The organism is Xanthomonas maliensis, from assembly GCF_009192945.1.
Lineage (GTDB): Bacteria > Pseudomonadota > Gammaproteobacteria > Xanthomonadales > Xanthomonadaceae > Xanthomonas > Xanthomonas maliensis.
Window position 1 is genome coordinate 1 of the sequence record NZ_NSET01000069.1, and the last position, 13956, is coordinate 13956.

The 13956-nt window shown below is 63.3% G+C and carries 11 protein-coding genes; 5 read left to right on the forward strand and 6 right to left on the reverse strand.

Going from position 1 to position 13956, the window contains the following annotated elements; translation table 11 throughout:
* Positions 1-250: 250 nt before the first annotated feature.
* Together sucD and sucC are read right to left on the reverse strand one after the other, a co-directional pair.
* Positions 251-1126: a succinate--CoA ligase subunit alpha gene (gene sucD, locus CKY51_RS20010; RefSeq protein ID WP_022972252.1), complete on the reverse strand. Its 876-nt coding sequence runs from the start codon at positions 1124-1126 to the stop codon at positions 251-253.
* 22 nt (positions 1127-1148) lie between these two features.
* The gene (gene sucC / locus CKY51_RS20015) at positions 1149-2318 is read right to left on the reverse strand and encodes an ADP-forming succinate--CoA ligase subunit beta (protein ID WP_152249757.1); all 1170 of its coding nucleotides are present in this window, start codon (positions 2316-2318) and stop codon (positions 1149-1151) included.
* Positions 2319-2549: 231 nt separating this feature from the next.
* Between sucC and CKY51_RS20020 the strand changes: the two genes are divergently transcribed.
* Complete coding sequence (locus tag CKY51_RS20020; RefSeq protein ID WP_022972250.1) at positions 2550-4160, forward strand: sensor histidine kinase; 1611 nt, start codon at positions 2550-2552, stop codon at positions 4158-4160.
* A 186-nt stretch (positions 4161-4346) separates the two neighbouring features.
* Positions 4347-5741 (forward strand): sigma-54-dependent transcriptional regulator, encoded by a 1395-nt coding sequence (locus tag CKY51_RS20025; RefSeq protein WP_022972249.1) that lies wholly within the window; start codon positions 4347-4349, stop codon positions 5739-5741.
* A 295-nt stretch (positions 5742-6036) separates the two neighbouring features.
* On the opposite strand, the gene pilB is transcribed toward CKY51_RS20025, so the two are convergent.
* The 4 genes from pilB to CKY51_RS20045 all read right to left on the reverse strand — a co-directional run bounded on the left by pilB (position 6037) and on the right by CKY51_RS20045 (position 10660).
* Positions 6037-7779, reverse strand: a complete 1743-nt coding sequence (pilB, locus tag CKY51_RS20030) for a type IV-A pilus assembly ATPase PilB (RefSeq protein WP_152249761.1) — start codon at positions 7777-7779, stop codon at positions 6037-6039.
* Between the two features lie 38 nt (positions 7780-7817).
* Positions 7818-8267 carry a pilin gene (locus tag CKY51_RS22850; protein WP_152249763.1) on the reverse strand — a complete coding sequence of 150 codons (450 nt, stop codon included), beginning with the start codon at positions 8265-8267 and terminating at the stop codon, positions 7818-7820.
* Between the two features lie 15 nt (positions 8268-8282).
* Positions 8283-10121 (reverse strand): tetratricopeptide repeat protein, encoded by a 1839-nt coding sequence (locus CKY51_RS20040; protein ID WP_152249765.1) that lies wholly within the window; start codon positions 10119-10121, stop codon positions 8283-8285.
* 101 nt (positions 10122-10222) lie between these two features.
* Positions 10223-10660, reverse strand: a complete 438-nt coding sequence (locus CKY51_RS20045) for a pilin (protein ID WP_152249767.1) — start codon at positions 10658-10660, stop codon at positions 10223-10225.
* A 327-nt stretch (positions 10661-10987) separates the two neighbouring features.
* Between CKY51_RS20045 and CKY51_RS20050 the strand changes: the two genes are divergently transcribed.
* The 3 genes from CKY51_RS20050 to coaE are packed head-to-tail and all read left to right on the forward strand — an operon-like array spanning position 10988 to position 13739.
* A complete protein-coding gene (locus CKY51_RS20050) occupies positions 10988-12247 on the forward strand; it encodes a type II secretion system F family protein (protein ID WP_152249769.1) in 1260 nt (419 codons plus the stop codon).
* Positions 12248-12253: 6 nt separating this feature from the next.
* Positions 12254-13117: a prepilin peptidase gene (locus tag CKY51_RS20055; RefSeq protein WP_022972864.1), complete on the forward strand. Its 864-nt coding sequence runs from the start codon at positions 12254-12256 to the stop codon at positions 13115-13117.
* Between the two features lie 13 nt (positions 13118-13130).
* Positions 13131-13739 carry a dephospho-CoA kinase gene (gene coaE / locus CKY51_RS20060; RefSeq protein ID WP_022972865.1) on the forward strand — a complete coding sequence of 203 codons (609 nt, stop codon included), beginning with the start codon at positions 13131-13133 and terminating at the stop codon, positions 13737-13739.
* The last annotated feature ends 217 nt before the right edge of the window (positions 13740-13956 follow it).

Consider the following 13956-nt stretch of genomic DNA (forward strand, 5'->3'; position numbering starts at 1 on the left):
CAAAGCCCCCTTCTCCCGCCCGCGGGAGAAGGTGCCCAAAGGGCGGATGAGGGCAAAAGAATCCCCCAGCAAAGCCCCCTTCTCCCGCCCGCGGGAGAAGGTGCCCGAGGAGCGGATGAGGGCAAAAGAATCCCCCAGCAAAGCCCCTTCTCTCGCCTGCGGGAAAAGGTGCCCGAAGGGCGGATGAGGGCAAAAGAAAGGCCGCCCGAAGGCGGCCTCTACGACACACGCACACAAAGGTGACGCGTGCTTACTTCACCAGCGCAGCGATCGCAGCACCCAGGTCGCCCGGCGAGCGAACGGTCTTGACGCCCGCAGCTTCCATCGCCGCGAACTTGCCTTCGGCCGTGCCCTTGCCACCGGACGCGATCGCACCGGCATGGCCCATGCGCTTGCCGGCCGGCGCCGAGGCACCGGCGATGAAGCCGACGACCGGCTTCTTGACGTGGCTCTTGATGTACTCGGCACCGGCTTCCTCGGCATCGCCGCCGATCTCGCCGACCATGATGATGCCTTCGGTCTGCGGATCCTCGTTGAACAGCTTGAGGCAGTCGACGAAGTTCAGGCCGTTGATCGGGTCGCCACCGATGCCGATGCAGGTGCTCTGGCCCAGGCCCACTTCGGTGGTCTGCTTGACCGCTTCATAGGTCAGCGTGCCCGAACGCGAGACGATGCCGATCTTGCCCGGCTTGTGGATGTGGCCCGGCATGATGCCGATCTTGCACTCGCCCGGGGTGATCACGCCGGGGCAGTTCGGCCCGATCAGCACAGTCTCCGGGAAGGAGCGGGTCAGCACGTTCTTGACGCGCAGCATGTCCAGCACCGGGATGCCTTCGGTGATGCAGACGATGACCTTGATGCCGGCCGCGGCCGCTTCCAGGATCGCGTCGGCCGCGAACGGCGGCGGCACGTAGATCACCGAAGCGTCGGCGCCGGTGGACTGCACGGCATCGGCCACGGTGTTGAACACCGGCAGGTCGATGTGGGTGGTGCCGCCCTTGCCCGGGGTGACGCCGCCAACGACCTGGGTGCCGTACTCGATCATCTGGGTGGCGTGGAAGGTGCCCTGCTGGCCGGTGAAGCCCTGCACGATCACCTTGGTGTTCTTGTTAATGAGGACAGACATTGGAGTTCCTTGGTGTCGTGGATCAGGCAGCGTTCTTGACGGCTTCAACGACCTTCTTGGCGCCGTCGTTGATGTTGTCGGCCGGAATGATGGCCATGCCGCTGTCGCGCAGCAGCTGCTTGCCTTCTTCCACGTTGGTGCCTTCCAGACGCACGACCACCGGCACCTTGACGCCCACTTCCTTGACCGCGGCGATGATGCCTTCGGCAATCATGTCGCAGCGGACGATGCCGCCGAAGATGTTGACGAAAATGCCTTCGACCTTGTCCGAGGACAGGATCAGCTTGAACGCCTCGATGACGCGCTGCTTGTTCGCGCCGCCGCCCACGTCCAGGAAGTTCGCCGGCTCGCCGCCATTGAGCTTGATGACGTCCATGGTGGCCATCGCCAGACCGGCGCCGTTGACCATGCAGCCAATGTTGCCGTCCATGGTGACGTAGTTGATGTCCAGCTCGGACGCGGTCACTTCGGTCTCGTCTTCCTGCGACTTGTCGCGCATCGCCAGCAATTCCTTGTGGCGGAAGTTGGCGTTGTCGTCGCTGTTGAACTTGCCGTCCAATGCGTACAGGTTGCCGTCGTCGAGAATGGCCAGCGGGTTGATCTCCACCAGCGCCAGATCCTTCTCGTTGAAGATGCGGTACAGGTTGACCATGATGCTGGCGAACTGGCCGGCCTGCTTGGCGGTCAGGCCCAGCTTGAAGCCGATGTCGCGGCCGTGGTAACCCTGCACGCCCTCGACGAAGTCCACGTTGAGGGTGTGGATCTTCTCCGGCGTCTCGGCAGCGACCTGCTCGATCTCCACGCCGCCTTCGGAGGAGGCGATGTAGGTGATGGTGCGGGTACCGCGATCCACCAGCACCGACAGGTACAGTTCCTTGACGATCTCGCCGGCCGTGGTCACCAGGACCAGGTTGATCGGCAGTTCGACGCCGGCGGTCTGATAGGTGGCCATCTTGGTGCCGAGCAGCTTCTCGGCCACCGCCTTCACGTCGTCGGTGGTCTTGCAGAACTTGACGCCGCCAGCCTTACCGCGGCCGCCTGCGTGGATCTGCGCCTTGACCATCCAGGGACCGGCACCCAGCGACTTGGCGGCTTCGACCGCTTCGTCCGGAGTGGCCGCGACCTTGCCGGCCGGAACGGGAATGCCGTACTCGGCAAGCAGTTGTTTTGCCTGGTATTCGTGAAAATTCATGCGTCACCGTGGGAAAAGGAAACGACCGCTGCGTGCGACGCAGACCACCGGGGTGGCCGCGTCCAGGGACGCGAACGGGCCGCCTATTGTGGCCGACCGCGCGCTGCGGCGCAAAATTCACGACCATTGGCCGCCCGATACCGGCCGGTTCGCCCCCTGAGATGGGTCGCGCTCGCCCCGGGCCGCGCCGGCCTGCCTATACTCCGGGCTCGTTCCCCCGGGAAGCCCCGCGTGCCCGCCAGCGCATCGCTCCTCCCCCGCCTGCAGTCGGCACCGCAGCGCGAGCTGTACTTCTTCTCGCTGTACCGAGTGCTGGTGGCGGGCCTGATCGCGGCCCTGGTCTTCAGCCCCTTGTCCGATGCGATCCCCGGGCCGCGTTTTCCGCGCCTGGCGGCCGCGGTGGCGATCGGCTATCTGTGCATGGCGATCCCGCTGCTGTTCTGGGGCCGCAGCGGCCGCCACCTGACCGCCAAGGTGCTGGGTGCGGTGCTGGCCGACATCCTGGCCGCGACCCTGGTCACCCATGCCCTGCCCGGCGCCAGTGCCGGCATCGCGATGATGCTGCTGTTCAACGTGGCGGCCGCCTCCATGCTGCTGCGGCTGCGCTACGGCATGGGGGTGTCGGTGGTCGCCAGCGCCGCCATCGTGCTGGAGTACCTGTGGACCCTGCTGGAAGGCGGCAGCACCCGACCGCTGGCCGAACTGGCGATGTTCGCCACCAGCTACGTCGCCGTCGCCTACATCTGCCAGCAGATCGCCACGCGCGCGCGCAGCAACCAGGTATTGGCCGAGCAGCGCGGCGTCGAGGTCGCCAACCTCTACGAGATCAACGAGCTGATCATCCGCCGGCTGCGAACCGGGGTGCTGGTGGTGGATACCCACGACCACATCACCCTCGCCAATGAGGCGGCGTTGGCCCTGCTCAGCGAAGGCGATCGGGACGCGGCGTTGCCGCGCATGTCGCTGATGGAACTGGCGCCGGAACTGGCCCGCCGCCTGCAGCGCTGGCGTAGCGGCTGGCGCCAGGAAGAAGCGCCGCTGCAACTGGGAATGGACAGCCCGGAGGTGCAGCCGCGCTTCGTGCGCCTGCTGGCCGACAGCGACCTGGCACTGGTGTTCCTGGACGACGCCAGCGTGGTGTCGCGGCGTGCCGAATCGCTGACCCTGTCGGCGATGGGACGCTTCTCGGCCAGCCTCGCCCACGAGATCCGCAACCCCTTGGCTGCGATCAACTACGCCTCGCAATTGCTGGAAGAATCGACCGACATCAACGACGCCGACCGGCGCCTGTTGCAGATCATCCACCAGCAGTGCCAACGCACCAATGGCATCGTCGAGAGCGTGCTCGGATTGGCCCGCCGCGAACGCGCCAGCCCGGAAACGCTGGACCTGACCACATTCGTGCGCCGCTTCGTGGTCGAGTACCGGCAGACCCTGTCGATGGAGAACGACATCCTGGAGGCAAGCATCCAGGCCCACAGCGTGCACGCGCTGGTCGACCCCAAGCACCTGCATCAGGTCCTGACCGCGCTGGTCCACAACGCGCTCAAGTACGGCCGCGTCCTCGACGAGCCGGCGCGGGTCAAACTACGGGTGGAGGCGCTGGATCGTCGCGCCGTCATCGACGTGGTCGACCGCGGCCCAGGCATCCCGGACGCGGTGGCAGCGCAGCTGTTCCGCCCCTTCTACACCACCTCCGAGCATGGCACCGGACTGGGCCTGTACATCGCCCAGGAACTGTGTCGCGCCAACCAGGCCCAGCTCGACTACGTTCCGGTACCGGCAGGAGGCGCCTGCTTCCGCATCATCCTGCAGGGCCCCAATAGTCTGTTGCGGCGCTAGCGCACCGAGCGACGCTGACAGCACCTCTCGGGGCGCCTGCACTACTTCGGGCGCCCCTCGCCCGGCCGACGCAGTGTCTGTGCGCGCCAGTTGGGCCGATGCGACTTGCGACCGGGCCGGCTGCGGCAGGCAGGACAACACCGCGGCATTTGTCGAGTGTCATCACGCTGGGCTATCGTGCGTCGCATGAACGAAACCAAAAGCGCACTGGTCGTCGACGACGAGCGCGACATCCGGGAATTGCTGGTTCTCACCCTCGGCCGCATGGGCCTGCGCATCAGTACCGCGGCCAACCTTGCCGAAGCCCGCGAGCTGCTGGCCAGCAACCCCTACGACCTGTGCCTGACCGACATGCGCCTGCCCGACGGCAACGGCATCGAACTGGTCACCGAGATCGCCCGCCTGTACCCGCAGACGCCGGTGGCGATGATCACCGCCTTCGGCAGCATGGACCTGGCGGTGGAGGCGCTGAAGGCCGGCGCCTTCGACTTCGTCAGCAAGCCGGTGGACATCGCCGTGCTGCGCGGCCTGGTCCGGCACGCGCTGGAGTTGGGCAATCGCGACCGCGCCCCGGCCCCGCCGCCGCCGCCGGAGCAGGCCAGCCGCCTGCTCGGCACCTCCACGGCCATGGAGCACCTGCGCAGCACCATCACCAAGGTCGCGCGTAGCCAGGCGCCGGTCTACATCGTCGGTGAATCCGGGGTCGGCAAGGAGCTGGTCGCGCGGACCATCCACGAACAGGGCGCCCGTGCGGCCGGCCCCTTCGTGCCGGTCAACTGCGGCGCGATTCCCGCCGAATTGATGGAGAGCGAGTTCTTCGGCCACAAGAAGGGCAGCTTCACCGGCGCTCACGCCGACAAGCCCGGCCTGTTCCAGGCAGCACATGGCGGAACCTTGTTCCTGGACGAGGTCGCCGAACTGCCGCTGCAGATGCAGGTCAAGCTGCTGCGCGCGATCCAGGAGAAATCGGTGCGGCCGGTCGGTGCGTCCAGCGAGGTGCCGGTCGACGTCCGCATTCTCTCGGCCACTCACAAGGACCTGGCCGACCTGGTCGCCGATGGCCACTTCCGCCACGACCTGTATTACCGCATCAACGTGATCGAGCTGCGCGTCCCGCCGCTGCGCGAGCGCACGGGGGATCTACCGCAGCTGGCCGCCGCGATCATCGCGCGGCTGGCACGCAGTCATGGCCGGCCGATTCCGCTGCTGGCCCGCTCGGCGCTGGATGCGCTGGACCAGTATGGCTTCCCGGGCAATGTGCGCGAACTGGAGAACATTCTCGAACGTGCGCTGGCGCTGGCAGAGGACGACCAGATCGGCGCCAGCGACCTGCGCCTGCCGGCCCACGGCGGCCATCGCCTCCCGGCTGGCGTCGCCGGCAATGGCAGCGAGCCGCGCGAGGCCGTGGTCGATATCGACCCCGCGTCGGCCGCCTTGCCTTCCTACATCGAGCAGCTGGAACGGGCCGCGATCCAGAAGGCGCTGGAAGAGAACCGCTGGAACAAGACCAAGACCGCGGCGCAACTGGGCATCACGTTTCGGGCGTTGCGCTACAAGCTGAAGAAGTTGGGGATGGAGTAAGAAGGCCGGGATCGGGATCGGGATCGGGATCGGGATTGGGGATTGGGGATTGGGGATTGGGATTGGGGATTCGTAAAAGTGAATCTGCCAGATGGGCGTTTTACGAGCGCCCAATCGCCCTCGGTGCGGCAGAACGGCCTAGGCATCCCGCCTTTACGAATCCCCAATCCCCAATCGCGGATACCGAGCCTCGCTCAAGCCTCGCTCCCCCGACTGATCTCCGCAAGGCAGAAGGTAGCCAGAACTCCCTTCTCCCGCTCGCGGGAGAAGGTGCCCGAAGGGCGGATGAGGGCGCTTAGTCCTTGGTCACGCGGTTGATTTCGGCCAGGCTGGTCACGCCGTGCGCGGCCTTCATCAACGCCGACTGACGTAGATCACGAATGCCGATCTTCTGCGCCGCCTCGGCGATCTGCATCGCGTTGCCGCCCTCCAGCACGATCGCACCGATCTCGTCGGTCATCGGCATCACCTGGTAGATGCCGGTCCGTCCCTTGTAGCCCTCGGTGCAGTCTTCGCACCCCACCGCCTCGTACAGCTCGATGCCGGCGGCGATCTGCTCCGGCGTGAAACCTTCGGCCAGCAGCGCGTTCTCCGGCAGCGACGACTTGCGTTTGCAGTTGTTGCACAGGCGTCGCGCCAGACGCTGGGCGATCACCAGAGTCACCGACGAGGTGATGTTGTAGGGCGCGATGCCCATGTTCATCAAACGTGCGATGGTTTGCGGCGCATCGTTGGTATGCAGCGTAGACAGCACCATGTGACCGGTCTGCGCCGCCTTGATGGCGATCTCGGCCGTTTCCAGGTCGCGAATTTCGCCGACCATGATGATGTCCGGATCCTGGCGCAGGAACGAGCGCAATGCCGCGGCAAACGTCATGCCGCGCTTGTTGTTCTGCTGCACCTGGTTGACGCCAGGCAGACGAATTTCGACCGGATCCTCGGCAGTGGAGATATTGCGCGTCTCGTCGTTGAGGATGCCCAATGCCGTGTACAACGACACGGTCTTGCCCGAACCGGTGGGGCCGGTCACCAGTACCATGCCGTAGGGCTTGTGGATGGCATCCAGGAACAGCTTCTGCTGGTCCGCCTCGTAGCCAAGCTTGTCGATGCCCAGCTTGGCCGCGCTGCCGTCCAGGATACGCAGCACCACCTTCTCCCCGAACAGGGTCGGCAGCGTGCTGACGCGGAAGTCGATCTGCTTGGTCTTGGACAGGTTGAGCTTGATGCGTCCGTCCTGCGGCACCCGCTTCTCGGCGATATCGAGCTGCGACATGACCTTCAGGCGCGCAGCGATGCGCTGATTGAGCTTCACCGGCGCCTTGGCCACCCCCTTGAGCAGGCCATCGATCCGAAAGCGCACGCGGTAGTCGTCTTCGTAGGGCTCGAAGTGGATATCCGACGCGCCCCGCCGGATCGCATCCACCAGCACCTTGTTGACGAACTTCACTACCGGCGTGTCATCCCCCTTGGCATCGACGCCGGAATCCCCGCCCGCGCCCATGTCCTCGTCGCCGGCCGACACATCGAGGTTCTCCATCCCCTCGTCGTCGTCCCCCAGCGCCGACCCGAGGGTCGCATTGCCGGCCTGCCACTGCTCCAGCGTCCGTCGGATCTGGTCCTCGTCCACCAGGATCGGCTCGACCACCAGATTGGTATGGAACTTGATGTCGTCCAACGCCCGGGTCTGGGTCGGGTTGCTGACCCCCACGAACAGGCGGTTGCCGCGCTTGAACAGCGGCAGCACCTGATGCTTCTGCAGCAACTCCTCGCTGACCAGCTTGACCGCATTCTGGCTGGCATCGAACACCGACACGTCCATCAACGGCATGCCGAATTCGACGGCATTGGCCGCCGCCAACTGCGCCGCCGACACCAGCTTCTTTTCGGCGAACCACTGCGGCAACGGCACCTTGGCCGCAGCAGCCTGGTCCATCGCCCCGCGGGCGGCGGATTCGTCGAGCGCCCCATCCTGTACCAAGCGGCGGGCGATCCCGGTGATCCCAACCAGGTTGGCGCTAACTGCCACGGCACTATTCATCTTGATACCTACCTGTTCGATCTTGAATCGATGGATGCCTATGTCCTGCAGTCTGCCGGAACGTGGGCATTGCTACCTGACACACGCCGGCAGGACCACCTGATGACACCATCGGGACCGTAGGACGGCGCGAGGACGAGGATAACGCTGCCTGCCACCGGCGTCATGGTCACCGTCAACTCACCGTTCCCCGAGCAACTCAACGTCTGGATGTTCTTGCTACTGAACCCGCTCACCGCCACGTTATCGCAGGCAGCGCTCGTCAATGCGCTGGCGTTGCCGATGTTCTCGACGACCATGGCCTTGAAGGTGCCTCCAACCACCAACGCTTCCCCAACGCGGGCCCTGATCGTGTAGTTCTGGTACGCCGGGACGGCAAGTCCCGCCAGGATCGCGATAATTGCGACAACGATCATCAATTCGATCAATGTAAAGCCACGCTGCCGCCCCATACTCTTTGCCCCCAAAGTCGACCCGATGCTGGACATGCAGGTTTCGTACCACTACTGCGCAAGCACTTCCACACAGCGCGGCCGGCCCTTCGCCAGGGGGCTCTTCCGGCAGGCCTCGAGCAACATCTTCTGCCGCCAGCCCGGGAGCTGCCCTACTGCCTGTGGAAGATAAAACTTCTTTGCGTGCTCAAATGCTTTGTCGCCATCGGCAAAGCGTCCCAGGGCGTAATAAACCCGCCCATAGGCGATCCAGGTCGGCCCATATTTTTCACCATCATAGAACCGCATTGTTTGCGCCGCAGCCAGCGCCGCATCGAACCTTCCCTGCGCATAATAGTTCTCTACATAGAGTCCAAATGCGTAGCGCAAATTGTTGGCGGTTGCCATCGACTTATCGACGGTGTAGCCATCCAATGTCCCAAAGCGCTGAAGCACCTGCCTATGCGGCGCCCAGACGCTGTCCAGGTATTTCAGCAATTCGGCATTAGATTCTTTATAGCGCCCCTGCGACTGCAGGTAATCACCATAGACCAGCCGCTCCTGGGGAAGAAGCGGACGCCTGCGCTGTATTTGCCCGAAGAGCTCCCCGAGTGTCTGCATATCGTCGTATTGCTTAAGCGCCGACAAGTAATTAAAGGACGCGAGCGGATCGTTTGGTACCTGCCGGTACATCCAGGACCACAGGGTCAAGTTGTTGCGCCAGAGCGGCAAGGTGATATTGATATTCAACATGCCGAATGCAAGGAACAGCGTCAGCAGGGCACCGACCAAAAATGGCATGATTCGCGCCATTGGGGCAGAAAGTGGCCAACCCCGCCAATCCAACTGGGTCACCGCCAACGCAAGAAAGGCCAGTGGAAACGCTAGAAACCGCGCGTGACCGATATTCCCCGCAATCGACAGGGGCGCGATATTCAACACCGGCAGCAAGGCGCAGAGGAACGCTCCAGCAAGCAGCCCGGCGCGGGAAGGCCGGCGCAACAGCACTGCCCCCGCCGTAACTACAACCACAACCACTGCGATGCCCATCCAATACGCCAACGAGGACATGTGCAGAGGATCGAACGGATGCATGACGCTCATCATCGGAAACGGCCAAAGCGCCAACCGCAGATAGAAGAGAATCGTATTGCCGATCAATGCCACCTTCACGCCCAGCGACAGCGGCAGAGCGCCAAGCAACTCTCCACCCACGGGAAGATAGCGCCAGCGCATCCAGAGATAGGCGATACCCGCCAGGAAAACGATAAGCACCAAAACGGCATGCCGGCGGAAAAAAAGCGGCAGATACCGATGCACCGCAACACCTGGACTTTCCTGACACCAGAGCAGCAGAAAAGCGAGCAACGGAAAGGCGATCGCCATCTCTTTGCAGAGCGCAGCGCACAGAAACGTCAACGCCACCAAGGGATAGCGCCAGGAACGTGCGCCGGGCACCAGAAGCAAGATCAAGCCCAACAGGCCAAAGGTAGTGACCAGCAAATCGAAGCGTCCGGCTGCCCAGGCCACGGGCTCGACCAGGATGGGATGCAGGCCGTACAACGCCATCGCGGCGCTGACACGCCAAATATTTTTACCCGCAGATTCGCGCACCAACAGGTAAGCAAGCCCCCCCACCAGCAGCGTGTTGAGCACGTGGATGCACAGATTGACCATGTGCGATACAGCCGGATCCACGCCGAACAGCTTGAACTCCAGTGCAAAGCTGGCCAATACCAGAGGGCGAAAATATGAGACGCCAGGCAAAATGCGCTGGGAAAGCGACTGTAACGTGACATCTTGACGAAGACTCGGGTCTTCGACAAACAGCAAGACGTCATCCCATACATAGTCGAAGCCGTGAACACGCCAATAGATCGCCAGGATCGCTACGACGATCATCACTGGCACGGACCATACCTTTCCCATGCTTGCCACCCCAAAAAAAAGCCCTTCATGATGAAGGGCTTTGTGACACAGACGCGATGTAAGAACACTACATCCCGGTGATATCAGCCACGGCACTCGGCAGGCACGTACTTCTTGTCCGACGAGGTGGTGCACTTCCAGTTGATCGGGCCGTCCGGCACAGTGCCACCTGCCAGCGCGGTGGCGCCGTTGGCACCGGTACCCGGGGTCAGCGTCAGGACCACGCTCTTTGCCTTCGGCGTCATGGTCACGGTAACAACGCCGGTAGCGCCATCGACCGCAAGCGTGCTGACGTTGGTGGTGCCGGCGCTGAAGCTATAGCCCAGGCCGAGCGGGCTGGTGCCGGTGCTGGCGTTTTCAGAGACAACCGTCTTGGCGGCCGAGGCCAGGACCAGACCTTCGGACACGCGTGCACGCACGGTGTAGTCCTGGTAAGCCGGCAGCGCGATAGCGGCCAGGATGGCGATGATCGCAACCACGATCATCAGTTCGATCAGCGTAAAGCCTTGCTGCTTCTTCATGGAAATCCCCTAGAGTGAAGTAGATTGAAAGTCGCCGCGTCCGTTGCGACGCCCCGCGGCAGTTGCCGGGTGCAGGGCGTTCCATGCAGAAGTCATGCCAATCATGGCAGGGCTCCTGACCGCTCCCCGGACGTATATTGCCTGAGCTCTCGCGGGATGCACTTGGCAAAGTCCCGATTTGGGACCAGCTTGCGAATAGGCCCCACCCGGTCCCAAAGTGACGCAGCGCGTCACACCCTGTCACCCCGCCTCAGAGCTGCCAATGGTGCCGGAAACCGGCTACCATCCTGCTAGGTTCCGCCTGGGGATGGCGGATGGGGAGCGCACATGTCAGCAGTACGTAGCAGCATCAAGAGCAAAGCGTCAGCAAGCGCCAGCGAGCCGCTTCCGGCGTATGTGTGGGAGGGGACCGACCGTCGTGGCGTCAAAATGAAGGGGGAGTACTCTGCTCGCAGCGTGAATCTGGTCCGCGCAGAGCTCAGGCGTCAGGGGATTACCCCCACTGTTGTGAAAGTCAAGCCCAAACCGCTGTTTGGTGCGGCTGGCAAGAAAGTGACACCGAAGGACATTGCGTTCTTCAGCCGTCAAATGGCCACCATGATGAAGTCAGGCGTGCCGATCGTAGGGTCGCTGGAAATCATCGGCGAGGGCCACAAGAATCCGCGGATGAAACAACTGGTCGGGCAGGTCCGCACCGACATCGAAGGCGGCTCATCGCTGCATGAATCGATCAGCAAGCACCCCGTCCAGTTCGACGAGCTGTATCGCAACCTGGTCAGGGCAGGCGAAGGCGCTGGCGTACTGGAAACCGTGCTCGACACGATCGCCACGTACAAAGAGAACATCGAGGCCCTGAAAGGCAAGATCAAGAAGGCCTTGTTCTATCCAGCCATGGTCATGGCCGTGGCCTTGATCGTCAGCTCCATCCTCCTGATCTGGGTGGTTCCTCAGTTCGAAGAGGTCTTCAACGGCTTCGGCGCCGAGCTCCCGGCATTTACACAGTTGATCGTCAACGCCTCGCGCTTCATGGTGTCCTGGTGGTGGCTGATGCTGATTGTGTCAGCCGGTGCAGCGGTCGGGTTCTTCTTTGCCTACAAACGCTCGCCTCGCATGCAGCACGGCATGGACCGCCTGATTTTGAAGGTGCCGGTCATCGGCCAGATCATGCATAACAGTTCGATCGCGCGTTTCGCCAGAACGACTGCCGTGACCTTCAAGGCGGGCGTTCCGTTGGTGGAAGCGCTTGGCATCGTGGCCGGAGCGACGGGTAACTCGGTCTACGAAGAGGCTGTGCTGCGCATGCGCGACGATGTCTCGGTCGGCTATCCAGTCAATGTGGCGATGAAGCAAGTGAATCTGTTTCCGCACATGGTGATCCAGATGACCGCCATCGGCGAAGAAGCCGGCGCGCTCGATGCCATGCTGTTCAAAGTTGCCGAGTACTTCGAGCAGGAAGTCAATAACGCAGTCGATGCACTGAGCAGCCTGCTCGAACCCATGATCATGGTCTTCATCGGCACCATTGTCGGTGGCATGGTCATCGGTATGTACTTGCCGATCTTCAAACTCGGCGCAGTGGTTGGATAAAACGTAATGGCATTTCTCGACCAGCATCCCGGCCTCGGCTTTCCCGCCGCGGCCGGACTGGGGCTGCTGATCGGCAGTTTCCTCAATGTGGTGATCCTGCGCCTGCCACGGCGCCTGGAATGGCAGTGGCGGCGCGATGCGCGCGAGATCCTGGAGCTGCCGGATATCTACGAGCCGCCGCCGCCAGGCGTGGTCGTCGAGCCGTCGCACGACCCGGTGACCGGCGACAAGCTCAAGTGGTGGGAAAACATCCCCGTGCTGAGCTGGGTGTTGCTGCGCGGCAAGTCCCGCTATAGCGGCAAACCCATTTCCCTCCAATACCCGCTGGTCGAGTTGCTGACCGGCGCGCTGTGCGTGGCCAGCGTCTGGCGGTTCGGCTTCGGCTGGCAGGGCTTCGGCGCGATCGTGCTGAGCTGCTTTCTGGTGGCGATGTCGGGTATCGACCTGCGCCACAAGCTGCTGCCGGACCAACTCACCCTGCCCTTGATGTGGCTGGGCCTGGTCGGTTCGATGGACAACTTGTATATGCCAGCCAAGCCCGCGCTGCTGGGCGCAGCGGTCGGCTATGTCTCGCTATGGACGGTGTGGTGGTTGTTCAAGCAACTCACCGGCAAGGAAGGCATGGGCCACGGCGATTTCAAGCTGCTGGCTGCGCTCGGCGCCTGGTGCGGATTGAAGGGCATCCTGCCCATCATCCTGATCTCCTCGCTGGTCGGTGCCGTGCTGGGTTCGATCTGGCTGGCGGTCAAGGGCCGCGATCGCGCCACGCCGATCCCGTTCGGCCCCTACCTCGCCATCGCCGGCTGGGTCGTGTTCTTCTGGGGCAACGACTTGATCGACGGCTACCTGCACTTCGCAGGGCTGCGTTGATCCCGGCACGACGATGAGCGACTTCATCGTCGGCCTCACCGGCGGCATCGCCTCCGGCAAAAGCGCGCTGGCCGCCGAGTTCGAAAAGCTGGGCGTGCCGGTGATCGATGCCGATATCGTCGCACGGCAGGTAGTGGCGCCGGGGCCGATCCTCGACGCCATTGCTGCGCACTTCGGGGATCGCATTTTGCTCCCCGACGGAACCTTGGACCGACCAGCGCTACGCCACCGCGTCTTTGCAGACACCGCGCAACGGCGCGCGCTCGAAGCCATTACCCACCCTGCCATCCGCAGCGAACTGCAGCGCGCAGCGCTGGCTGCACAGGGCACCTATGCAGTTGTCGCAATCCCCTTGCTCGCCGAAGCCGGTGGACGCGCGACCTACCCCTGGCTCCATCGCATCCTCGTCGTCGAAGTACCAGTGGCCTTGCAACACGAACGGCTGATGCAGCGCGACGGAGCGACGGCCGAACTGGCCGATCGCATGATTGGCGCACAGGCGACACGCGAGCAACGGCTGGCGATTGCCGATGACGTCGTCTGTAATGACGGCGTGCTGGAGCAGTTGTCGCAGGCCGCACGCCGGCTGGACGCGGATTATCGGGCACGCGCCAACCTTTAACACCTTCGTGCATCGGCAGTCGCTTATGCGCTATGAATAATAGGTAGATCGCCCTTCTGATCAGACATGGTTGTAGCCGTAAGCTCCCCCGATCCGCAGACACCGCATAAGTAGATCTTTCTGGCATCGTTCCCAAGTCAGGAGGTCCCATGCGCACATCGAAGTTCACCGAGACACAGATCATCGCCACGCTCAAGGAGGCCGACGCAGGCGTTCC

Excerpts from the sequence above, each read along its gene's own strand:
- CKY51_RS20045 (WP_152249767.1), bottom strand. The coding sequence starts at position 10,660 with ATGAAGAAGCAGCAAGGCTTTACGCTGATCGAACTGATGATCGTGGTT.
- CKY51_RS22850 (WP_152249763.1), bottom strand. The coding sequence starts at position 8,267 with ATGTCCAGCATCGGGTCGACTTTGGGGGCAAAGAGTATGGGGCGGCAG.
- coaE (WP_022972865.1), top strand. The coding sequence starts at position 13,131 with ATGAGCGACTTCATCGTCGGCCTCACCGGCGGCATCGCCTCCGGCAAA.
- pilB (WP_152249761.1), bottom strand. The coding sequence starts at position 7,779 with ATGAATAGTGCCGTGGCAGTTAGCGCCAACCTGGTTGGGATCACCGGG.
- CKY51_RS20025 (WP_022972249.1), top strand. The coding sequence starts at position 4,347 with ATGAACGAAACCAAAAGCGCACTGGTCGTCGACGACGAGCGCGACATC.
- sucD (WP_022972252.1), bottom strand. The coding sequence starts at position 1,126 with ATGTCTGTCCTCATTAACAAGAACACCAAGGTGATCGTGCAGGGCTTC.
- sucC (WP_152249757.1), bottom strand. The coding sequence starts at position 2,318 with ATGAATTTTCACGAATACCAGGCAAAACAACTGCTTGCCGAGTACGGC.
- CKY51_RS20055 (WP_022972864.1), top strand. The coding sequence starts at position 12,254 with ATGGCATTTCTCGACCAGCATCCCGGCCTCGGCTTTCCCGCCGCGGCC.
- CKY51_RS20050 (WP_152249769.1), top strand. The coding sequence starts at position 10,988 with ATGTCAGCAGTACGTAGCAGCATCAAGAGCAAAGCGTCAGCAAGCGCC.